Origin of the sequence: Enterobacter sp. BNK-18 (assembly GCF_047456135.1) — a bacterium.
Lineage (GTDB): Bacteria > Pseudomonadota > Gammaproteobacteria > Enterobacterales > Enterobacteriaceae > Enterobacter > Enterobacter ludwigii.
The window spans coordinates 369,369-390,979 of the sequence record NZ_CP179899.1 but is presented as its reverse complement, the minus strand read 5'-3'; the positions used below and the strand labels follow the sequence as shown (position 1 = coordinate 390,979).

Genomic DNA, 21,611 nt, shown 5'->3' with positions numbered 1-21,611 from the left:
CCGTTGTTGTGAAACAGTGAGATGTTACATTTTGTTTCTAGAACAACGCTCAAAATTTAACAACTTTGAAACGCAATAATGCGTGGTCAAACCAGACATTTACACCACATTGTTAAGCCGATCACCTTCCGCTGAAACACCCCTGCCGCCACGGGTCACACTTTTGCCTTTTTCGTCCTGACACCGCCTTACGAAATGATTTGTATCATTTTTTTTGCTCAAAACCTCGCCAGAATGACCCTGCGCAATCGCGTGCATACAAGGAAAAGGATATGAACAGTTCAGTACCTCAGGATCTCAAGGTCGGGCCCGGCGCGTACGTTGCGCTGGCATTCGCAGCCGTTTTCTTCTCTGGCCTGCTGGGCGGAAAAGAGTGGTACGGCGTGTTTGATTTCACCACCCTCAACGGTGCGTTTGGCAAGGTGGTCAGCAAGGCCAGTCTTGAAGACGGCACCCTGACTACCGCCACCAGCGCCTTTCGCGGTACCGGCGGCAGTGGCGCAATGGACGGGTTTCTCTTTGCGCTCGGTTTAATTCCGGCCGTGATGTTTGCGCTCGGGATGATCAACGTGCTGGAGCACTATGGTGCGCTGCGTGCGGCACGTAAGCTGTTAACGCCGCTGCTGCGCCCGCTGCTGGGCATTCCCGGTACCACCGGGCTGGCGCTGATTGGCAGCCTGCAGAGCACCGATGTGGGTGCATCCCTCACCCGCAACCTGTCCGATGAAGGGCAGATTAGCGAAAAAGAGAAAGACGTTTTCGCCATGTTCCAGTTCTCCGCCGGGGCGATGATCACCAACTTTTTCTCCTCCGGTGCCATCCTCTTTACCCTGGTCGCCGTTGACGGGACGGCCGCGGTGCCAACCTCCATTGGTGCCTGCATCGCCGTGATGTTCATCATGAAGATTGTCGGCGCGAATCTGCTGCGCCTGATCCTGACCGTCATCGGCAAAGATGCCCCTGAGCAACAACCGACACAAGGAGAGACCGTATGAGTGCCCCACAATCTCATCCCGTGATTACCGATGTGTTTGTCGAAGGCGCACGCAAGGGCTGGAGTATTGCCACCGGCAGCACCCTGCCCAACGTGGTCATGGCTTTTATCATCATCAAGGCGCTGGAAATTACCGGGGCACTGAAAGGGCTGGGGATGATCTTCTCCCCGCTGATGGGCCTGTTTGGCCTGCCGGGTGAAGCGGCTGCCGTGCTGATTGGCGGCTGGATGTCGATGGGCGGTGGGATCGGCGTGGCGATCGGCCTGTTTGATAAAGGGATTATTACCGGCGAGCACCTGGCGATTCTGGCACCTGCTATCTATCTGATGGGCTCACAGGTGCAGTATCTCGGCCGCATTCTGGGTGTGATCGGCACCCGCGCCAAACGTATTCCGCTGATGATTGCCATTTCGGTCATCAACGCCTTCTTAGCCATGCTGCTGATGCGCATTATTCTCTGAACAGGACGTTATTATGAACCTTGACCATTATATTGAAGAGCTGAAAACCCTGGTGAACGTAGACTGCGGCACCCGTACTGTCGCAGGCGTCGAAACCGTGGCTGGCATTATTGAAACGCTCTGGCAACGCGAAGGCTGGCACACCGAACGGGTCAATCTGGGCGACAAGGTCGGCCCGGGCGTATTCGTCAGTAATAAGCCACAGGCGGCACAGTTCGACGTTCTGCTGGTCGGCCATCTTGATACGGTATTTGCCCCCGGCACCGTCGCCGAGCGTCCGCTGAGCGAGGACGCCACCCGTCTTTATGGCCCTGGCGTATCGGATATGAAAAGCGGCTTGCTGAATATCTTGTGGGCGATGCGTGAGCTGGACGCAGCCGACCACGATCGTCTGGCCATTGCGATCGCCATGAATCCCGACGAGGAGACCGGTTCCGTCTATTCACACGAATGGATTGGCGAACTGGCAAAACGCGCCCGCTGCGTGCTGGTATGCGAAGCCGCGCGCGCCGACGGTTCGCTGGTGAAGGCTCGCAAAGGGATGGCGGGCTATCACCTGACGTTCAGCGGCGTGGCGGCACACGCGGGTAACGAACCGGAGAAAGGCCGCTCGGCGATAACCGCCCTGGCAAACAGCATTATTGCCATTAATGCCCTGACCGACCAGGAACGTGGCACCACGCTCAACGTCGGCGTGATCCACGGCGGCAGCGCGGCAAACGTGGTGGCCGATAAAGCCGTTGCCGAGCTGGACGTGCGTTTCTGGGAAAACGATGAGTACAGCCGGGTGAACCAGGCGCTGGAGGCATTGTGTGAAAAAGGCTTTTTAGAGGGCGTCACGACCTCGCTGGCGCGCGTGAACCACAAACCGGCGATGGCAGCGAGTAAAGCCACGCAGGCGCTGATGCAGCAGGTTGAAGCGGCAGGTCAGGCGGAAGGAATAGCCATTACCTGGCAGGCGGTCGGTGGTGGCAGTGATGCCAACCACACCGCCGCGCTGGGCATTCCGACCCTGGACGGGCTGGGGCCAATCGGTGCCGGGTTCCACAGCCCGGCGGAGTGGCTGGATAAAGCGTCGATTGCGCCGAGAATACGCTTGTTGAAGCGGGTGATTTCAATGCTGTAAGCCTTCCCCCTCTCCCCAGCGGGGAGAGGGATGTTGACCGTGCAACGCTAGCCCAAAATTTGGGTACTCAACCGGCAGGTACAGCACCGCCGTCCCTGCTCGTCGAACACCACAATCTCCCAGCTCTGGCTGGTTCGCCCAAGATGCAACGGCTGACACACTCCGCGCACCTTCCCATGCGATACCGCGCGATGGTGCGTTGCGTTCAGCTCCGTTCCCACCACGCTTTGTCCGTCGCGGGTCATCAGAAACCCGGCCATCGACCCCAGCGTTTCCGCCAGCGCCGCCGACGCCCCGCCGTGCAGCAGACCGAACGGCTGATGGGTACGCGCATCCACGGGCATTTCGGCCTCAAGCGTATCGTCACCGATGCGGGTATAGACGATGCCCAGATGCGCCACCATGGAGTTCAGACTGGTGGCGTTCATTTCTTCACGCGATAAGTGACGTTTCCAGATCATCTACGCCCCCAGCGTGGAGCCGCCGTCCACCACGATATCCTGCAACGTGATATGGCTGGCAGCATCGGACGCGAGGAACAGCACCGTGCTGGCAATCTCCTGCGGACGGGCGATTTTGCCCAGCGGAATACCGAGCTTGAACTGCTCGCCAAAGCCGCGAATACGCTGCTGCTCAGCGTCGTCGCTTTTCCACAGGGTGCGCTGCATATCGGTATCCGTTGACCCGGGCGACACCAGATTACAGCGCACGCCACTGCCCGCCAGCTCAAGCCCGACGGTCAGCGCCAGGCTTTTTAGCGCCGCTTTCGACGCACCGTAGGCGCTCATTCCGATACGCGGCGTGTGGGCCGCGTCAGACGCCACGGTGACAATCGCCCCGCTTTGCTGGCGACGGAACTGGCCCATCGTCTGCTGGAACAGGTTAAATGCCCCGCCGACATTAACCGCAAAGGTCTGCTGCCAGTCCTCCTGCGCAATCTGGTCGGTCGCGCCCATACGCAGAATTCCCGCCGCGTTCACCAGCACGTCCAGACGCTCAAGCCTTGCCAGCGCGCGCCCGCACACCTCGCGGACCTGTGCGGCATCCGCGATGTCCAGCGTTTCGGTGGCAAAGGGATACGCTTCCTGCGGGAAGGCCAGGTCAAATCCGGTGACCTGCGCGCCCGCTTCAACAAACGCCCGCGCCGTCGCGTAACCGATGCCCTTACCCGCGCCCGTTACCCAGACGGTTTTGCCGGTAAAATCGAACCCCGCCATCACTTCACCTCGCGGGAGAGCAGCGCCCACCAGGCGTCGAGGGTGGGATTTTTCGCCAGCATCACGAAGTCGATATCGCCGTGCACTTTGCGCCAGCGGGCGGCCAGCGCCATCATGCGCACCGAGTCCAGCCCATAGTCGATCAGGTTTTCGTCATCCATCGGCTCATCTGATTCATCCAGCAGCGGCAGGATGATGTCACGCAGCGCCGCTTTCGTGGCCGGAATGGACGGCAGCAGGTCGTCCGTCATAACCACCCGGCCGGCACGCCCTGCGACGTAGTTCAGGGACATCAGGTGCTCATCGCGGGTAAAATCGGCCAGCGCATCGGCGATAAAGAACGGTTTGATATCCCGCATAAAGGCGTCTGTAGCGGTCGTCATGCAGCCAATATGGGCGTAAACCCCGGTGATCAGCAGCTGGTTGCGCCCCGTCTCTTTCAGCATCAACTCCAGCGCCGAGCGGTGGAACGCGCTGTAGCGCCACTTCACCAGTACCGTATCGGCTTCATCCGGCGTCAGCTGAGACACAATGCGCTGCTGCTCTGGTGAGCGGGTCAGCCCCGGTCCCCACATATCGTTCAGCAGGGCGCGGTCTTCATCGCTTTGCGCTTTCGGCTGCGCGGTGTAGTAAACCGGAATATTGTGTTGCTTGCAGTAATCGCGAAGTCTGGCGATATTCGCGACCACCTGGGCCATCATCGGGCTGTTTTCGCCCCAGAAGTTCAGGAAATACTCCTGCATATCATGGATCAACAGCGCGGCACGTTCAGGCTCAAACGCCCAGTTCACTTTGTTGTCTGGCAGGTCTGCAGCCGTCGGCAGCGCATAAGCGGTTAATTGTGGAATGGCCATACTCTGTTCCTTAGCCCCGGGCGCGTTCAGCTAGCCACAGGCGCAACTGTTTCTTATCGACTTTGCCGACGGGCGTTAACGGAAGCGCATCAACGCTCTCCACGCGGTCCGGCAGTTTAAATTCTGCAACGCCCTGCTCACGCAGGAAGCGGCGTACCTCCACCGCACGCAGTGGCTCTTTCACCACCAGATACGCGCAGCTCTTTTCACCCAGCAGGCTGTCCTCCATGCTCACCAGGGCCGCGTGGATCACCGCGTCGTGGCGCAGCAGCAGGTTTTCAATCTCTTCTGCGGCAATCTTTTCGCCGCCGCGGTTGATCTGATCTTTCTCCCGTCCCTGAACGGTGATGTAGCCCTGTTCGTCAATGGCGATCAGATCCCCGGAGCAGTAAAAGCCGTCTGCATCAAAGGCGCTGGCGTTGTGCTCCGGACTGTTGAAATAGCCGCGGAAGGTATACGGCCCGCGGGTCATCAGGCGCCCGACTTCACCGCGCGGGAGCGGATTACCGTGCTCGTCCGCCACCCACACTTCGTCATCCGGGCACATCGGGCGCCCCTGCGTATTGATAATGCGTTCCGGCGTATCATCGAGCGCGGTGTAGTTCACCAGCCCTTCCGCCATACCAAACACCTGCTGCAGCTGGCAGCCAATTTCTGCCGGAATACGCGCCGCGAGCGACGCGGACAGGCGCGCCCCACCGACCTGCAGCAGCGTCAGCGATGAGAGCGGAGCATTCCCTGCACCGTCGGCAATCGCCTGCAGCCACAGGCTGACAGCCGGGGGCACCAGCGAGGTAACCGTAATCTGATGTTTTTCTATCAGCGGGAAGCAGATTGTGGCGCTCGGATCGTTTGCCAGCACCACGCAGCCCCCCGCCGTAAAGACGCCTAACGAGCCGGGTGAGCTCATGGCGTAGTTATGGGCCGCTGGCAGCGCATTCAGATAACGCGTGTCCGCGGTAATCCCGCAGATCGCATTGCTGCGACGGATGCTGTAGTCATAGTCGTTATGCGTACGCGGGATCAGCTTCGGCGTGCCGGTGCTCCCGCCCGAGAGCTGGAAGAACGCCACTTCGTCGGCAGGAGTCGGGTTCGGAATGAAATTTTCTGCCGGATGCGCAATCGCCGCGTCCAGCGCATGTTCACCTTTGTCGCCGCGCAGCTGCACGACGCGTACCGAACGGTGCTCATCGACAAAAGTATTGAGGAAGTCATCCCCTGCAAACAGGGCGTGCTCGCGATCGGCTATCAGCAGCGCAGGTTTGATCTGCGCGGCGTAGGCGTTCAGCTCCGAGCGCTGATGGCTAAAGAGCGCATTGACCGGCGCCACGCCCACCTGCAGCAGGGCGAAAAAGGTCATGTAAAACTCGCACACGTTGCCAAGCTGCACCAGCGCCGTTTCACCGCGATGAAGCCCCAACGCCTGCAGCCGCGATGCCAGGTTATTCACGGCCTGGTTAAACTCGCGGTACGTTATGCGACGGTCACCGTCGACGATCGCCACCGCATCGTTATTCTCCTGATCCGTCAGGATGTGGGTCAGCGGCAGATCCTGCCAGTAGCCTTTTTCACGGTAGCGCCGGGCAAAATCCTCGGGCCAACGGGTAAAGGGAAGGGTCATGAGTGTTCCTTAGTGCAAACCAAAAACATTGAGCATGGTGGAGAGTTTTACGCCGGTTTCACGCCACTCGCCCACGGGTGAAGAGGCCGGGACAATGCCCGCGCCGGCAAACAGGCGAACGGTATTCTGCTGCAGACGAGCGCAGCGGATGGTGACCACCCATTCGCCATTGCCTTCACTGTCACACCAGCCGACGATGCCGCCGAACAGCTCGCGATCGAACGGCTCCAGCCCGGCGATCAACGCCTTAGCAGCCTGATGCGGGAAACCGCTCAGGGCTGGCGTCGGGTGCAGCAGGCAGGCCAGCGTCAGCGCGTTTTCGTTTTCACGCGCCTCACCTTCCACCGGCGTGGCCAGATGCCAGAGCGTGGGGGTGGTGATCAACTGTGGGGAGGACGGCATGCTGAGGTGATGGCTGCGCGGTTTGAGAATGGCTTTCATCGCCTGGGTCACCAGGTCATGCTCGTGACGATCTTTTTCGGACGCCAGCAGCTTGTTGCCCGCCTCGCGATCCAGCACGTCATCCGGCTGACGACGCGCGGAGCCTGCCAGCGGCAGAGAGCTAAAATGCGCCCCTTCTTTACGCAGCAGCAGTTCCGGGCTTGCGCCGAGCAGCACGCCACCGTCTTCCAGCGGTACGTGGAAGTTGTAGCTGGCCGGGTTCTGGGCGATCAGCCGCTCCATGAGCGCACCGCTATCAATCGGTTTGTCGGTGACGATATCAATCAGGCGCGACAGCACCACTTTGTTCACCTGCGGCGTGGCGGTGAGGGCAGCCGCGCGGGCGACCATCTCTTCAAATACCGGCTGCGGCGGGATCTCGGTGCGTTTTTCCACCTTCAGCGCCTGTGAGCCGGCAACATAGCGGGCGGACTGCTGACGCGCCGGGCGAGAAAAGGTCTGCCAGCGTTGCGGAATAAACAGAGACGACGGCTTGCGGGTATCAAACGGAATGGCACCCACCATCACAGGATGGGCAATGCCGCTGGCTTTTGCGTTGCGGAAAGCCTGGGCTAATTTCTGCTGAAACTGTCCTGCCGGATCGTCACCCCCGACGGCGGATTCAGAGAAGCGGGAAAAACAGCCGGACGTGGTAAAACTGCGGTAAGGCGACATAAAGAAAAAGCTGTCTGATTGCAGCGTGCTGGCGGTGTGCTGAACTTCCTCAGCCAGGGACGTATCCATTTCATCCTCCTAAAATGATAAAGGCAGTAATAATGATTATCATTTATATTTACGCTCGCTAACCTAATCTCACATCGCGTCGCTGTCAACCGCAGAGCAAACATCTTCTTCGGGTAACGCTTGCATCCCGTCGTCGCAGACATGAAAATGAGAAGCATTAACTTCAACAGAAACAGGATGCCACGTTGTGAAATGTCTTGCCGTCTGCCGTAATCCCCTGCTTTTCATCGGACTTTTTGTTTTAGGACTTACCTCAGCGCTTGCCGCCGACTGGCCGCGTCAGGTGACAGACAGCCGCGGCGTGCATACGCTTGAGCACAAACCGACGCGCATCGTCTCCACCAGCGTGACCCTGACCGGCTCCCTGCTGGCGATTGACGCGCCGGTTATTGCCAGCGGCGCCACCACGCCCAACAACCGCGTGGCGGATGGGCAGGGATTCTTGCGCCAGTGGGGCGATATTGCGAAACAGCGTCAGCTTGCGCGTCTGTACATTGGCGAGCCGAGCGCCGAAGCGGTGGCCGCCCAGATGCCGGACCTGATTTTGATCAGTGCCACCGGCGGGGATTCGGCGCTGGCGTTGTATGACCAGCTTTCAGCTATCGCGCCGACGCTTGTTATTAACTACGACGACAAAAGCTGGCAAGCGCTGCTAAAACAGCTCGGCACAATCACGGGTCAGGAAAAACAGGCCGCCGAGCGCATCGCCGCGTTTGATAAGCAGCTTGCCCAGGTGAAACAGCAGATGACATTACCGCCGCAGCCGGTGAACGCCATCGTCTACACCGCCGCCGCACACTCGGCAAACCTGTGGACGGCGGAATCCGCTCAGGGCCAGTTATTGCAGCAGCTGGGCTTTACGCTGGCTGAACTGCCTGCCGGATTGCACACCTCCAAAAGCCAGGGTCAGCGTCACGATATTATTCAGTTAGGCGGGGAAAATCTGGCGACCGGGCTGAACGGCGAAGGGCTGTTCCTGTTTGCCGGAGATCAGAAAGATGTGGATGCGATTTACGCCAATCCGCTGCTGGCGCACCTTCCTGCCGTGCAGAACAAGCGCGTCTGGGCACTGGGAACAGAGACGTTCCGCCTGGATTATTACAGTGCAATGCGGGTACTGCAGCGTTTAGACGCACTGTTCAGGTAAGAGGCTAACCCGGCCCTCTTCGGGAGAGGGCCGGTGTGAACGCGTCAGGCCGCACTGTCGTTCAACACAACCTCCTGCCTGAACCGACGCAGCTCAACCAGGACCACCAGCAATATCACTCCCAGCATAGCCAGGACAAAGCCGCTGCTGCTCGCTGAAGCCACCGGGGTCATTATCGCCCCCAGCCCGCCGAGGATAGCCGCGCCAATGGCATCGCCCGTCACGTTCTGCGCGGTCCACAGACCGTTGATACGCCCCAGCATCCCTTCCGGCGTCTGGGTCTGAATCAGGGTGTACTGCAACAATGAACTGATGGCGCTTAGCCAGCCAAAAATCACCAGGCACATTACGCCCAGCGCCCATACCGGCATCAGGCTGAAGAAACCAATCGCAATAAACGACGCCAGGGTAGCCAGCAGCATGATCAGCCCGGGACGCGCACTCTGCGCCAGGTTACCGCTGGTCAGCGCGCCGCATGCCGCGCCGAGCGGAATAGCCGCGTACAGCACGCCGATTTCCGACGCGCTCATCTGCCACACGCCCGCCAGCGCCGGGTAAAGCACGCGTACGGCGCTGGCCATCGTCAGCAGACCGCCGAGCAGCGCAATGCCACCTATCAACGGATTGCTGAACAGAAAACGGATCGCGGCCATCAGTGATGTCAGCGGATGTTCGCGCGGCTGTGGCGGAGGCGGCAGGCGCGGCAAACGCAGGAGCGTGAGCGTAGTGATAAAGGTGCCCGCCGCCGCCAGCCCATAGTTCCACGCCACGTTGCCGGTCGCCAGCAGCAGGCCACCGACCATCGGTGAAATTACCGACCCGAGGCGCACGGTCAGCATGGTGATTGCCCCCGCCTGCATCAGGTTTTCGCGCCCGACCAGCGCGGGCGTGGCTGCCAGCAGCGCCGTGACACCGAGTGACGCAAAAAAACCGTCCCACAGACCGAGGGCGTAAATGGCAATCAGTGACGGCTCCGGCAGCATGGCGTTCAGACACAGCCCGATAAAGCCTACGCCGCACGTGCCGCGTGCCAGCAGGATCAGTTTTTTACGCTCATACCGGTCCGCCAGCACGCCGCCCACCATCAGGCCGATAAACATCGCCCCACCGGTTAAGGTGACCGAAAGCCCCACCAGCCAGCTGGAGTGGGTCATGGACTGGATCTGCACCGGCACGGCAACGCCAAGCAGGCCGAGGGAGAGGATGGAGATAAAACGGGCGATAAAGACAGCGCGGTATGCGGGGTGCGTCTTCAGCAGGCTGAGGTTGAGCAGCCAGGATTTTTGATTCATGACAAGGCCTTGAGTGTATTTCTACCAATTCCATTGGCGCACATGCTAACATAGCCAAATAAGATAGATAACGATAATCACTATCATTATCAAATCATGGATGTTGCTATGTCGTTTTCCTCTTCCGCGGTGCGCGCCATTGCCGTGCCCGTGTTATTGCTACTGTTAATCCTTGCGATTGCACTCAGTTTGCTGGTCGGCGCGAAGCCGCTGCCCGCGTCCGTTATTGTCGATGCGCTCACTGGCAGCTGTCAGAGCGCCGACTGCACCATCGTGCTCGATGCCCGCCTTCCCCGTACCCTTGCCGGACTGCTGGCAGGAGGGGCGCTGGGTCTTGCCGGTGCCTTAATGCAAACGCTCACCCGTAACCCGCTGGCCGACCCCGGTATTCTTGGGGTAAACAGCGGTGCCAGCTTTGCGATTGTGCTTGGCGCGGCGCTCTTCGGTTTTACCTCTCCGTCTGAACAACTGGTGATGGCCTTCTGCGGCGCGCTGGCGGCGTCGCTGGTGGTGGCGTTTACCGGTAGCCAGGGTGGCGGACAGCTGAGTCCGGTACGCCTGACGCTGGCGGGCGTGGCGCTTGCCGCCGTGCTGGAAGGGTTATCCAACGGCATCGCCCTGCTTAACCCGGATGTTTACGACCAGCTGCGCTTCTGGCAGGCCGGTTCGCTGGATATCCGCACCCTGGCAACCTTAAAAGTGGTGGTGATCCCGGTCGTCATCGCCGCCGCCGTCGCGCTATGTTTAAGCCGGGCGCTCAACAGCCTGAGCCTCGGGAGCGACACCGCAACCGCGCTCGGCAACCGCGTGGCGCGCACGCAGCTAACGGGTCTTGTCGCGATCACCGTACTGTGCGGCAGCGCAACTGCGGTAGTCGGCCCCATTGCTTTTATCGGCCTGATGATGCCCCACATGGCACGCTGGCTGGTGGGTGCCGATCACCGCTGGTCGCTGCCGGTCACGCTGCTTGCTACCCCTGCCCTGCTGCTGTTCGCGGATGTTGTGGGTCGCCTGCTGGTGCCTGGTGAACTGCGCGTCTCGGTGGTAAGCGCGTTTATCGGTGCACCGGTGCTGATCTTCCTCGTGCGACGTAAACGCGGAGGTGGCGCATGATGGCCCCGTCCCGACGTTTAGTCACCAGCGTGTCGTTGCTGGCCGTCGTCATTCTGATGCTGGCGGTCTGGAGCCTGCGCAGCGGCGCGGTCACGCTCGATTTCGCGCAGATTTTTAACGCGCTGCTTGGCAGTGCGCCGCGCAATGTCACCCTGGTGGTCACCGAGTGGCGACTGCCGCGCGTGGCGATGGCGATTCTGGTGGGCGCGGCGCTCGGCGTCAGCGGTGCCATTTTTCAGTCGTTGATGCGCAACCCGCTTGGCAGCCCGGACGTAATGGGGCTGAACACCGGCGCCTGGAGCGGCGTGCTGGTGGCGATGGTGCTGTTTGGTCAGCACCTGACGGCCATCACGTTCACCGCGATGACCGGCGGGATAGTCACCGCGCTCATTATCTGGGCGCTGGCCTGGCGCAACGGTATCGACACCTTCCGCCTGATCATTATCGGTATCGGCATTCGCGCCATGTTAATGGCTTTCAACACCTGGCTATTGCTGCAGGCTTCGCTCGACACCGCGCTCTCTGCCGGTCTGTGGTATGCCGGTTCACTCAATGGCCTGACGTGGGGCAAAACCTGGCCCGCTGCCCCGCTGATCCTGGTGATGTTTATTGGCGCGGTGTTGCTGGTACGCCGGATGCGCCTGCTGGAGATGGGTGATGACAGCGCCTGCGCGCTGGGCGTGGGCGTTGAGCGCTCGCGCCTGATGCTGATGCTGGTGGCAGTGTTACTGACCGCTGCCGCCACCGCCATCGCCGGGCCGATCTCGTTTATCGCGCTGGTTGCACCGCACATTGCCCGGCGCATCAGCGGCACAGCGCGCTGGGGATTAACCCAGGCGGCGCTGTGTGGCGCAGCGTTACTGCTGGCCGCTGACCTCTGCGCCCAGCGGTTATTTATGCCTTATCAACTTCCGGTAGGCGTCGTGACCGTCAGCCTCGGCGGGATTTATCTCATCGTCTTGTTAGTTCAGGAGTCACGCAAGAAATGACAAACAGCACAACCCGCTTGCGCGGCGAACACTTAACCCTCGGCTATGGCAAAAAAATCATTGCCCGTGACCTGACGGTGGCTATCCCGGACGGCCATTTTACGGCGATTATCGGCCCGAACGGCTGCGGTAAATCGACCCTGCTGCGCACCCTCAGCCGCCTGATGACGCCGGTTGAGGGCTGCGTGTATCTCGACGGCGAGCAGATCCAGCGCTTTGCCAGCAAAGAGGTGGCGCGCCGTATCGGCCTGCTGGCGCAAAACGCCACCACGCCCGGGGATATCACGGTGCAGGAACTGGTCTCACGCGGGCGCTATCCGCATCAGCCGCTGTTTACTCGCTGGCGTAAAGAGGATGATGAGGCGGTGAAGCGGGCGATGCAGGCGACGGGCATTACCGATCTGGCCCGGCAAAGCGTGGATACGCTCTCCGGCGGGCAGCGCCAGCGGGCGTGGATTGCGATGGTGCTGGCGCAGGAAACCGCCATCATGCTGCTGGACGAGCCAACCACGTGGCTGGATATCAGCCATCAGATCGATCTGCTGGAGTTGTTGAGCGAGCTGAACCGCACGCAGGGCTATACGCTGGCGGCCGTGCTGCATGATTTAAATCAGGCATGCCGCTATGCCACACATTTGATTGCGTTGCGCGACGGCGAAATTGTGGCGCAGGGTGCGCCAAAAGAGATTGTGACGCCGGATCTGATCGCGCAGATCTACGGCATGCGCTGCATGATTATCGACGATCCCGTGGCCGGTACGCCGCTGGTGGTGCCGTTGGGCAAGCATGCAGTCTGATGCCCTCACCCTCTCCTGGAAGAGAGGGTGAGAGTGAGGGGAAACCGCTACCCCAATATCGCCTTCAGCACCGGTCCTATTGTCTCAAACGCCTGCGGTGAAATGATATCCACGTGGGCGCAATCCTGGCAGTAAACCTCCAGTTCCCCCACCCACGGCGCCCAGGCCTGCTGCGGATCCAGCGTTTGCGTGCGCCCGGCAACAAACAACGTCGCTTTACCGTCGAACCGTGAACTGTGCGCCGTTGTCAGCAGGCGGACGGCATCGGCGTAATTCCCTTCGATGGCGTTAAAGAGCTCGCCAGAGCCTTGCCCCTGCTGCGCGGCGATAAACGCCTGACGCTCGCGTTCAATTTCTGCCAGTACGTCCGGATCGAGACCATTGGCCTCTTTCTCTGCCCAGTTCTGGGTTTCCGGCGGCCAGGTATCCAGCAAGCCGAGAAACGCCACCGCGTCCCCCTGCTCGCGCAGACGGGCCGCAATGCCCTGCGCCAGCGTGCCGCCAAGCGAGTAGCCGAACAGATAATACGGCCCCTGCGGCTGTTGCGCGCGCAGCGTCTGCAGATGCTGTTCGATCACCTCGTCCAGCGTAGCGCACTGCTGCATCGGCCCTTCCGGACGCGGCGACTGAATGCCGGTGATTGACCAGCGCGGGCTGAGATAGCGCGCCAGCACGCTAAACTGCCAGGCAAAGCCGGATGCCGGATGGAAGCAGAACAGCGTCGGACCGTTGCTTTCACGCAGCGGCAGAAGGGTCTCGTAGCCCAGACGCTGTGCCTGTTCGTCATTCATCGATGAATCCAGCAGCGCGCTGAGCATGCTGACCGTCGAGGCCACCATAATCTGCCCCGGCGTGACCCTGCGGGCAAACGTCCGGCTGAGCTGCGCGGCCAGGCGCATCGCCAGCAGGGAATGACCGCCGAGGGCGAAGAAATCGGCATCGATGTCGTTCACCTCACAGCCGAGCAGGGCAGAAAATGCCTGCGCGACGGCCACTTCAGCGTCTGTGTCTGGCGCCCGCCCGGACGTCTTGCGGGTCAATTCCGGCAACGGAAGCGCCTTTCGGTCAAGCTTTCCGTTGGCAGAGAGCGGCAGCGCGCTGATTTGCAGCAGCACCACCGGCACCATATGGGGCGGCAATTGAGCTTTAAGCGAGTGCAGCAGCGCATCGCGGTCCAGCGGCAAGCCGGACCCGGAGACGACATACCCTACCAGCTGTCGGGCATCGCCCCCGGTTGCCGCCGCCTGATTAAAGACGCACGCGTGCGCTACGGCCTGCGCCACGTCAGGCAGCGAAAGCATCGCACGATCGATTTCACCAAGTTCGATACGCTGACCACGAATTTTCAGCTGATCGTCACTGCGGCCCAGATATTCCACCGCGCCGTTATCCAGCCAGCGCGCCACGTCACCGGTGCGGTACATCCGCTCGCCAGGTGCAAAGGGATCGGCAATGAAGCGGCTGGCGGTCAGGTCCGGACGACCGAGATACCCCTGCGCAAGCTGGGTCCCGGTAAGATAGAGGTCACCGGCCACGCCGAACGGCACCGGACGCATCATCGCATCCAGGATGCGCAGCCCCGTATTCCACACCGGGAAGCCAATCGGCACGCTGTTGCCCGCCACCGCCGCCAGTTCCGGACCCGACGCCGGATACCAGCTCACGTCCACCGCCGCTTCCGTTGGACCATAAAGGTTATGCAACGGGACATGAGTAAGGTGCTCCCACTCCCGACACAGTTCTGTCGGCAGCGCTTCCCCGCTGCAGAACACCTGCTTCAGGGTCTGACAGCAGCCGGCATTTTCCGGCGTCAGCGAGGCAACGAATGCCGCCAGCATCGACGGCACAAAGTGTGTCGTGGTCACGCCATAATGCGCGAAGAAGTTCTGCATCGCCTGCGGATCGCGGTGCGCGTCCGGCTCGGCCATCACCAGCTTCGCGCCGGCGATAAAGGGCCACCAGAACTCCCAGACCGAGACGTCAAAACTGCACGGCGTCTTCTGCGCCACCACGTCATGCGCGTCCAGCGGATAGTGGTCCTGCATCCACATCAGGCGGTTAACGATGGCGGTATGCCCTACCATCACGCCTTTTGGCCGTCCCGTTGAGCCTGAGGTAAAGATGATGTACGCCGTGTGCCCCGGCTTTGCCAGCCGCAGCGGTTCACTGCCCGCAGGGGGTAATAGTGTGTTGTAACTAAATACAGGGACCGGCAGATCGCTAAAGCGCGAAAGCTGATCGTCAGAGGCGATCAGCAGGGACGGTTTCGCGTCCTCCAGCATCATGCGCAGACGATCGTCCGGGTAACCGGTATCCAGCGGCAACCACGCGGCGCCCGCCTCCACGATGCCGTGCAGCGCCAGGGTAAGAAACACCGAGCGCGGCAGGGCTACCGCCACGCTGTCGCCAGGCTTAACGCCGCGTTCCCGCAGTAATGTCGCAAGAGCCACCACCTGCTCGCGCATCTGGCGGTAATTCAGTTCGATGTGCGCATCAGCAAGCGCGGGGGCATCCGGCGTTTTGCCCGCCTGGTCTGCCACCAGCTGAGCCAGCGTGGTTGACGGTAGCGCCAGCCCGGTATCATTGATACGCGCCAGCTGCTGGTATTCCTGCTCTGAGACGGTTTCTGCTTCGCCGCAGCGCAAATCCGGGTTGGCAGCAAACTGCATCAGCATGGCGTTCAGGCGTGCAACGTGGCGCGTTAGCGTCGCTTCATCGTAGCGCTGCTTATTGGCAAGGATCTCAATACTCAGGCCGCCCTGCTCGTCCGGGAACAGCGCCAGTTCAAGGTCATTGACCGGGCCAGTGGCCAGCGTATGGGTGATGGCGTCCACGCCATCCATATCCAGCTGATAATCAAACACCTTGACGTTCAGTACCGGGCCAAACAGCGCGTCATCACCCGCGGCACGTCCGCTGTCGCGCACGATCTGCTCGGCGTCATAACGCTGATGGCGACGCATTTTTTTCAGCTGGTGTGCCAGACGATGCGCCAGCGCAGGCAGGCTTTCGTGCGGGGCGATGTTCACCGCCAGCGGCAGCACGTTCAGTACCGGACCGGTTGCCGTTAAGGCCGCCGACCCCATTCGGCGCATAAAGATAAACCCGGCGGCGTAGTCCAGCCGTCCGGTCAGACGCCCGATCCACAGCGCCACCAGCGCAAGCGCCAGATCGGTACGCTGAACCGGCCCCGCCGCCTGAGCAAGCCGGGTAAAGGCACGACGGTCAGCCGTCACCTTCAGACGCAGAATATCGGTGGTCACCGCACGGCCCGGCAGCGGTGCCGACGACAGCGAGACCGGGGAAGGAAGCTGCTTACGCTGCTCCGCCCAGAACGCCCCGTCGCGCTGATACGCTTCGCTGTCGCGATAGCGCTGGTACTCCTCCACCACCTCGGCGAAAGGGGTAAACGGCGACGCGGGCGTAGGCTCGCCGTTTTGCCATGCGCGATAAATGGCGGCGATCTGGCGGGTAATCGCCGGAAAACTGAAGCCATCCACCACCAGATGATGATATCGCTGATACCAGTACCAGTGCCCTTCGCCTACCTGAATCAGCTGATGGAACGCCAGCGGCTGACCGCTGTCCACGCGCAGGTTCTGGTTTAAATCCGCCGCCATCCAGGCCATCGCCGCGTCATGGGATTCGGCGCGAACCACGGACGGTTCAGGCAGTGACATAGCGTCATCCACCCACTGCCACACCTCGCCATTCTCTTGCACAAAACGCATGCGCAGGGTGTCGGCCTGCCTCATCCCTTCAACAATGGCTTTTGCCAGCAGCGGTGCGTCAATATTGCCCTTCAGCTCGGTGTAGTGTGCCACGCTCCAGGCGTTTGGCAGGGAGGAAAGCTGCTCCGCCATCCAGATACCCGGCTGGGCGGCGACAAGGGGAAGACGGTTCATGCTTTCTCTCCCGCAAAATAAGACGGTTGCAGGGTTTGCCAGTGGTCGGCGAGCCACTGCTGACAGGCTTCCTGAGACTGCGCTTCACAGACCACGCGCCAGCCCGCCGGCAGCTGGCACTGCTGCGGCCACAGACTGTACTGTCCCTGGTCGTTACGCAAAATAGCAAACTGACCCTGCGGATTATCGAAAGGGTTGCTGAATTCCATACAGACTCCGTTAGTGAATAAGCGGCTGCCAGAGGGTCATCAGCCCCTGCGTCAGCCCACCGCGCCAGCAAAGCGCGTCGTGTCCGCCGTCAACCTGACGCCAGATAACCGGTTGCTGCGGGTGCAGTTCGGCGTAAATCGCCTGATTCGCGCGGAAGATGAGCGGCTCATTGCGCCCGGCTTCAAGAACGATACGCAGCCCGCGCGCGGTGAGGTCGCCCGCTTTAAGTTGTTCGATGAGCAACCCGTCCTGCTGACCGCCACGGTGCGGCCACCAGTAGGAGCCGGACTGGCTTAATACGCAGCCAAAGCGCTCGGGCCAGTTAAGCCCGGCATAAAGTGAAGAGAGGCCGCCAAAGCTTTGACCCGCGACTACCGTTCGGTCGGCGCGGTCGCTGAACGGAGTGCGGCTGTTCACCCGCGGGAGAAGTTCCTCCTGCACCGCCTGCCAGAAATCCGGGTTGCAGGGTAACTCGTGATTGCGATGCGCCATGTCGATCACATCGATTAAGACGTAGACGGCAGGCGGCAGTTTGCCCGCGTTTGTCAGCGCGGTTAGCGGAGACCACACGGGCATGCTTTCGGCCCAGAACTGGCCGTCGAGCAGTACGGCAAGCGGCCGCTCCGGGCTGTCTTCACCGGTGGTGAAAACCCACACCCGGCGGCGGTTATTCAGACGCACGCTTTCCCATTCAAAGCAGACGGGCGCGTTGCCGGGCGTTGCGGGCGTATTCCAGCCGGGCTGAACCGGGGCCTCGGGCATTTCGAGCGCCGAGACGGGATGCCCGCGTCCGCCGCGCCAGCTTTGCGGATTTAGCGGATCGGCCATCGCCGCGGGGAGCAACTTTCGCCAGCCTTCACGCAGCGCCAAACGATCGGGTTGCTCGCCGTGGAAGACCGCGTCGGCAAAATCATCTTCGTTCACTGAGGGGATAAAACAGTAGCTGCCGCGCCACTGCGGGGTGAACTCGCCCTGCCACTGCCAGACGTCAGTATCAGGAATGCGCTCAAGGGATTGCGGACGGGCATTTTGATGGTGATCGGTCACGCCGGTGATGTAGAGCCAGACGCGTTTTAGCGGCGAGGTCTTTTGCGTTCCTGCCGGATCACGCCACCAGAAAGTGACGCGATAGTGCCCCTTCTCGCGGGTCCATTCGGGTCCGTTTTTCGACTGCCACCAGGCTTCACTTCCCGTTTTTAACCCCGTCACCCGTATAACCTCATGTTTATCAGTCTTTTTTGTTTCAGGACAAATTTTATTGATAATATTATTGATAACTATTTGCATTTGCAATAGCGTAGTGGCCGCGCTGTGGGAAGCGCGCTTATAAAACAACCATGCCACGCGTTGTGTGCGCTCGAGGACGGGGCTGCTTACGCAAACTGCGGGTGACACCATGCCGCCTCCCCTCCCTTTCGGGAATGGAGCCCGGGGATGCGGCGCGAAAAGCAGGACGTACAATGAATAAGAAGATTCACTCCCTGGCCTTGCTGGTCAACTTAGGGATTTACGGCGTTGCGATGCCAGCGCTGGCAGACGACAACACCGCCAACACGCAGCACGAAGACACCATGGTGATCACCGCCGCAGAGCAAAACCTGCAGGCACCAGGGGTATCGACCATCACCGCCGATGAAATCCGCAAAAACCCGCCCGCACGTGACGTGGCCGAAATCATCCGCACCATGCCTGGCGTTAACCTGACCGGGAACTCCACCAGCGGACAGCGCGGCAATAACCGTCAGATTGATATTCGTGGTATGGGTCCGGAAAACACCCTGATCCTGATTGACGGCAAGCCGGTCACCAGCCGCAACTCCATCCGTCTGGGCTGGCGCGGCGAGCGAGATACCCGCGGTGACACCGGCTGGGTACCGCCAGAGATGATTGAACGCATTGAGGTCATTCGTGGCCCGGCCGCAGCTCGCTACGGTAACGGTGCGGCAGGCGGCGTGGTGAACATCATCACCAAAAAATTCGACAACCAGTGGCATGGCTCCTGGAACACCTACCTGAATGCTCCAGAACATAAGGATGAGGGTTCCACTAAGCGCACCAACTTCAGCCTGAGCGGCCCGCTGGGCGGCGACTTCAGCTTCCGCATGTTTGGTAACCTGGACAAAACCCAGGCCGATGCGTGGGACATCAACCAGGGCCACCAGTCCGATCGTACCGGTACTTATGCCGACACCCTGCCTGCAGGCCGTGAAGGGGTCGAGAACAAAGACATTAACGGCGTGGTCCGCTGGGACTTCGCGCCCATGCAGTCCCTGGAGTTTGAAGCGGGCTACAGCCGCCAGAACAACCTCTACGCGGGTGATACCCAGAACACCAATAACGACAACAGCTCCAGCGGTCTGGTGAAGAAAAACTACGGTAAAGAGACTAACCGTATCTATCGCCAGAACTTTGCGGTGACCTGGAACGGCGGCTGGGATAATGGCATCACCACCAGCAACTGGGCGCAGTACGAACACACCCGCAATTCGCGTCTCGGCGAAGGTCTGGCGGGCGGTACAGAAGGATTGTTCAACAGCAATAAATTCACCGACACCGACCTGGCTGATGTGATGCTGCACAGCGAAATCAACCTGCCGATTGATTTCCTCGTCAACCAGAACCTGACGCTGGGCACCGAGTGGAACCAGCAGCGCATGAAGGACTCGACCTCCTTCTCGCAAACCCAGCAGGGCGGGACCATTCCGGGGCTCAGCAACGATCGTAGCCCGTATACCTCGGCGGAGATCTTCTCCCTGTTCGCTGAAAACAACATGGAGCTGACGGACAGCACCATGCTGACCCCGGCGCTGCGCTTCGATCACCATACGATCGTCGGTAACAACTGGAGCCCGTCCCTGAACCTGTCGCAAGGCCTGGGTGACGACTTTACGCTGAAGATGGGTATCGCTCGCGCCTATAAAGCGCCGAGCCTGTACCAGACCAACCCGAACTATCTGTTGTACAGCAAAGGCCAGGGCTGCTACGCCAGCTCCGACGGCGTGGGTTGCTACATGATGGGTAACGACGACCTGAAAGCCGAAACCAGCATTAACAAAGAGATTGGTCTGGAGTGGAAACACGACGGCTGGCTGGCGGGCGTGACCTGGTTCCGTAACGACTACCGCAACAAGATTGAAGCGGGGTATGCGCCAGTCGGCCAGACCTCCACCAGTAAAGTGACCACCGATATTTACCAGTGGGAAAACGTGCCTAAAGCGGTGGTTGAAGGTCTGGAAGGCTCCCTGAACGTGCCGGTCAGCGACACGATCAACTGGACCAACAACATCACCTATATGCTGCAAAGTAAGAACAAGGAGACCGGCGACCGTCTGTCGATCATCCCGGAGTACACGCTGAACTCAACCCTGAGCTGGCAGGTACATCAGGATGTGTCGCTGCAGTCGACCTTCACCTGGTACGGCAAGCAGCAGCCGAAGAAGTACAACTACAAAGGCCAGCCGGTGACCGGGTCTGAGAAAGACGAAGTCAGCCCGTACAGCATCGTTGGCCTGAGTGCGACCTGGGACGTGACCAAAAACGTCAGCCTGACCGGCGGCGTGGATAACGTCTTTGATAAACGCCAGTGGCGCGCGGGTAATGCCCAGACCACCGGCAACGCCACAACCGGTGCGTATATGTACGGCGCGGGTGCATACACCTATAATGAGCCGGGCCGAACCTGGTTTATGAGCGTGAACACGCACTTCTAAGGCAGGCTGTGTCTCCCCTCTCCTGCCGGGAGAGGGGCTGAATGTCTCCCTCTCCCGGCAGGAGAGGAGCGGTGTGAAGGCATCAGGCCGCTCTATTCCTCAACGTCAGGACGAGAAAACATGCGCACCACCCACTCCACATTTCGTCTTGCCGGAACCACGGTCCACCAAATTACCTTCGATCCCACCACCTTTACCGACGCCGACCTCCTCTGGCTTCCTCACCATAACGCGCTTGCTCACGCTGCCTCCAAACGTAAAGCTGAACACCTGGCCGGACGCCTCGCCGCCGCCCACGCCCTGCAGGAATATGGCTTTACGGCCATACCGGCTATCGGCAGCAGCGGCGAGCCGCTGTGGCCTGTCGGCATGACGGGCAGCATCAGCCATACGGCCAGTCGTGCGCTGGCCGTTGTAACGCCGCACGGGCTAACGGGTATCGACGGGGAAATTATCCTCGCTGATGACGAAGCGGTGGAGATCAAAGACGGGATTATTGGCCCCGCAGAGGACACGCTGCTGCGCCACACCGGCCTGCCATTTGCGCAGGCGCTGACGCTGACGTTTAGCGCCAAAGAGAGCCTGTTTAAGGCGCTGTTTTCACAGGTTAACGCGATGATGGGCTTTGATTGTGCCCGCGTCACGGCGCTCGACGAGAACACCCTGACGCTGGCGCTGACCCGCCCGCTGGCGGGGTTTTCGCAAGATGATGCCTTCACGCTGTTTTGGCTGCGTGACGGCAACACGCAGATCACACTGCTTCCGCCTTTTCCCGCCGCTTCGCACAAGTCATCATCACGGCGTTGAACAATACGCCAGACTGCAGTCTTTTCAATCCTTGCCGCGGGTGCAGCGCAGATAAGGCTGGGTGTTACGTCTTACTGAATAAAAACCTCATGCAAATGACTGTTATCCCAGTGGCACCAATGGCCGAGACGGACAGAGCAAGAATCGAAGCAAAATCATGCGCACCCTCTATGCCGTAAATA

At 60.5% G+C, this 21,611-nt stretch carries 18 protein-coding genes; 9 read left to right on the top strand and 9 right to left on the bottom strand.

Annotated elements, in window-relative coordinates:
- The first annotated feature begins 272 nt into the window (after nucleotides 1-272).
- The 3 genes from ACMGG3_RS01870 to ACMGG3_RS01860 are packed head-to-tail and all read left to right on the top strand — an operon-like array spanning nucleotide 273 to nucleotide 2,582.
- Complete coding sequence (locus ACMGG3_RS01870; protein ID WP_020885022.1) at nucleotides 273-995, top strand: nucleoside recognition domain-containing protein; 723 nt, start codon at nucleotides 273-275, stop codon at nucleotides 993-995.
- Nucleotides 992-1,456, top strand: a complete 465-nt coding sequence (locus ACMGG3_RS01865; protein WP_014169076.1) for a YjiG family protein — start codon at nucleotides 992-994, stop codon at nucleotides 1,454-1,456. The genes ACMGG3_RS01870 and ACMGG3_RS01865 overlap by 4 nt, the downstream gene beginning before the upstream one ends.
- Before the next feature lie 13 nt (nucleotides 1,457-1,469).
- Nucleotides 1,470-2,582, top strand: a complete 1,113-nt coding sequence (locus ACMGG3_RS01860; protein WP_014169075.1) for a M20 family metallopeptidase — start codon at nucleotides 1,470-1,472, stop codon at nucleotides 2,580-2,582.
- A 47-nt stretch (nucleotides 2,583-2,629) separates the two neighbouring features.
- On the opposite strand, the gene entH is transcribed toward ACMGG3_RS01860, so the two are convergent.
- The 5 genes from entH to entC are packed head-to-tail and all read right to left on the bottom strand — an operon-like array spanning nucleotide 2,630 to nucleotide 7,459.
- Entirely contained in the window at nucleotides 2,630-3,043 is a 414-nt protein-coding gene (gene entH, locus ACMGG3_RS01855; RefSeq protein WP_014169074.1) for a proofreading thioesterase EntH, read from the bottom strand.
- Nucleotides 3,044-3,799: a 2,3-dihydro-2,3-dihydroxybenzoate dehydrogenase EntA gene (gene entA / locus ACMGG3_RS01850; protein WP_020885024.1), complete on the bottom strand. Its 756-nt coding sequence runs from the start codon at nucleotides 3,797-3,799 to the stop codon at nucleotides 3,044-3,046.
- The gene (locus tag ACMGG3_RS01845; RefSeq protein WP_193163110.1) at nucleotides 3,799-4,653 is read right to left on the bottom strand and encodes an isochorismatase; all 855 of its coding nucleotides are present in this window, start codon (nucleotides 4,651-4,653) and stop codon (nucleotides 3,799-3,801) included. The genes entA and ACMGG3_RS01845 overlap by 1 nt, the downstream gene beginning before the upstream one ends.
- A gap of 10 nt (nucleotides 4,654-4,663) precedes the next feature.
- Nucleotides 4,664-6,274 carry a (2,3-dihydroxybenzoyl)adenylate synthase EntE gene (entE, locus tag ACMGG3_RS01840; protein ID WP_333096291.1) on the bottom strand — a complete coding sequence of 537 codons (1,611 nt, stop codon included), beginning with the start codon at nucleotides 6,272-6,274 and terminating at the stop codon, nucleotides 4,664-4,666.
- Nucleotides 6,275-6,283: 9 nt separating this feature from the next.
- On the bottom strand, nucleotides 6,284-7,459 hold the full coding sequence (gene entC / locus ACMGG3_RS01835) for an isochorismate synthase EntC (RefSeq protein ID WP_014169070.1): 1,176 nt from the start codon (nucleotides 7,457-7,459) through the stop codon (nucleotides 6,284-6,286).
- A gap of 187 nt (nucleotides 7,460-7,646) precedes the next feature.
- On the opposite strand from entC, the gene fepB reads away from it, so the two are divergent.
- Nucleotides 7,647-8,606: a Fe2+-enterobactin ABC transporter substrate-binding protein gene (gene fepB, locus ACMGG3_RS01830; protein WP_414149535.1), complete on the top strand. Its 960-nt coding sequence runs from the start codon at nucleotides 7,647-7,649 to the stop codon at nucleotides 8,604-8,606.
- A 44-nt stretch (nucleotides 8,607-8,650) separates the two neighbouring features.
- Here fepB and entS read toward each other — a convergent pair whose 3' ends face one another.
- A complete protein-coding gene (gene entS / locus ACMGG3_RS01825; RefSeq protein ID WP_014169068.1) occupies nucleotides 8,651-9,898 on the bottom strand; it encodes an enterobactin transporter EntS in 1,248 nt (415 codons plus the stop codon).
- A gap of 108 nt (nucleotides 9,899-10,006) precedes the next feature.
- On the opposite strand from entS, the gene fepD reads away from it, so the two are divergent.
- The 3 genes from fepD to fepC are packed head-to-tail and all read left to right on the top strand — an operon-like array spanning nucleotide 10,007 to nucleotide 12,797.
- Complete coding sequence (fepD, locus tag ACMGG3_RS01820) at nucleotides 10,007-11,011, top strand: Fe(3+)-siderophore ABC transporter permease (RefSeq protein WP_040016895.1); 1,005 nt, start codon at nucleotides 10,007-10,009, stop codon at nucleotides 11,009-11,011.
- Nucleotides 11,011-12,000, top strand: coding sequence for an iron-enterobactin ABC transporter permease (gene fepG, locus ACMGG3_RS01815; protein ID WP_106504357.1), 990 nt, complete (start codon nucleotides 11,011-11,013; stop codon nucleotides 11,998-12,000). The genes fepD and fepG overlap by 1 nt, the downstream gene beginning before the upstream one ends.
- Nucleotides 11,997-12,797: an iron-enterobactin ABC transporter ATP-binding protein gene (fepC, locus tag ACMGG3_RS01810; protein WP_020885031.1), complete on the top strand. Its 801-nt coding sequence runs from the start codon at nucleotides 11,997-11,999 to the stop codon at nucleotides 12,795-12,797. Before fepG ends, fepC begins: the two co-directional genes overlap by 4 nt.
- A 47-nt stretch (nucleotides 12,798-12,844) precedes the next feature.
- On the opposite strand, the gene entF is transcribed toward fepC, so the two are convergent.
- From entF to fes, 3 genes are read right to left on the bottom strand one after another with little or no spacing between them, the layout of a single operon-like run.
- On the bottom strand, nucleotides 12,845-16,702 hold the full coding sequence (gene entF / locus ACMGG3_RS01805; RefSeq protein ID WP_414149534.1) for an enterobactin non-ribosomal peptide synthetase EntF: 3,858 nt from the start codon (nucleotides 16,700-16,702) through the stop codon (nucleotides 12,845-12,847).
- On the bottom strand, nucleotides 16,699-16,911 hold the full coding sequence (locus ACMGG3_RS01800; protein WP_014169063.1) for an MbtH family protein: 213 nt from the start codon (nucleotides 16,909-16,911) through the stop codon (nucleotides 16,699-16,701). Before ACMGG3_RS01800 ends, entF begins: the two co-directional genes overlap by 4 nt.
- Nucleotides 16,912-16,921: 10 nt before the next feature.
- The gene (gene fes, locus ACMGG3_RS01795) at nucleotides 16,922-18,121 is read right to left on the bottom strand and encodes an enterochelin esterase (RefSeq protein WP_414149533.1); all 1,200 of its coding nucleotides are present in this window, start codon (nucleotides 18,119-18,121) and stop codon (nucleotides 16,922-16,924) included.
- A 251-nt stretch (nucleotides 18,122-18,372) separates the two neighbouring features.
- Between fes and ACMGG3_RS01790 the strand changes: the two genes are divergently transcribed.
- Both ACMGG3_RS01790 and entD read left to right on the top strand, forming a co-directional pair.
- A complete protein-coding gene (locus tag ACMGG3_RS01790; RefSeq protein WP_151887621.1) occupies nucleotides 18,373-20,622 on the top strand; it encodes a TonB-dependent siderophore receptor in 2,250 nt (749 codons plus the stop codon).
- 120 nt (nucleotides 20,623-20,742) lie between these two features.
- A complete protein-coding gene (gene entD / locus ACMGG3_RS01785; protein WP_333096275.1) occupies nucleotides 20,743-21,429 on the top strand; it encodes an enterobactin synthase subunit EntD in 687 nt (228 codons plus the stop codon).
- The last annotated feature ends 182 nt before the right edge of the window (nucleotides 21,430-21,611 follow it).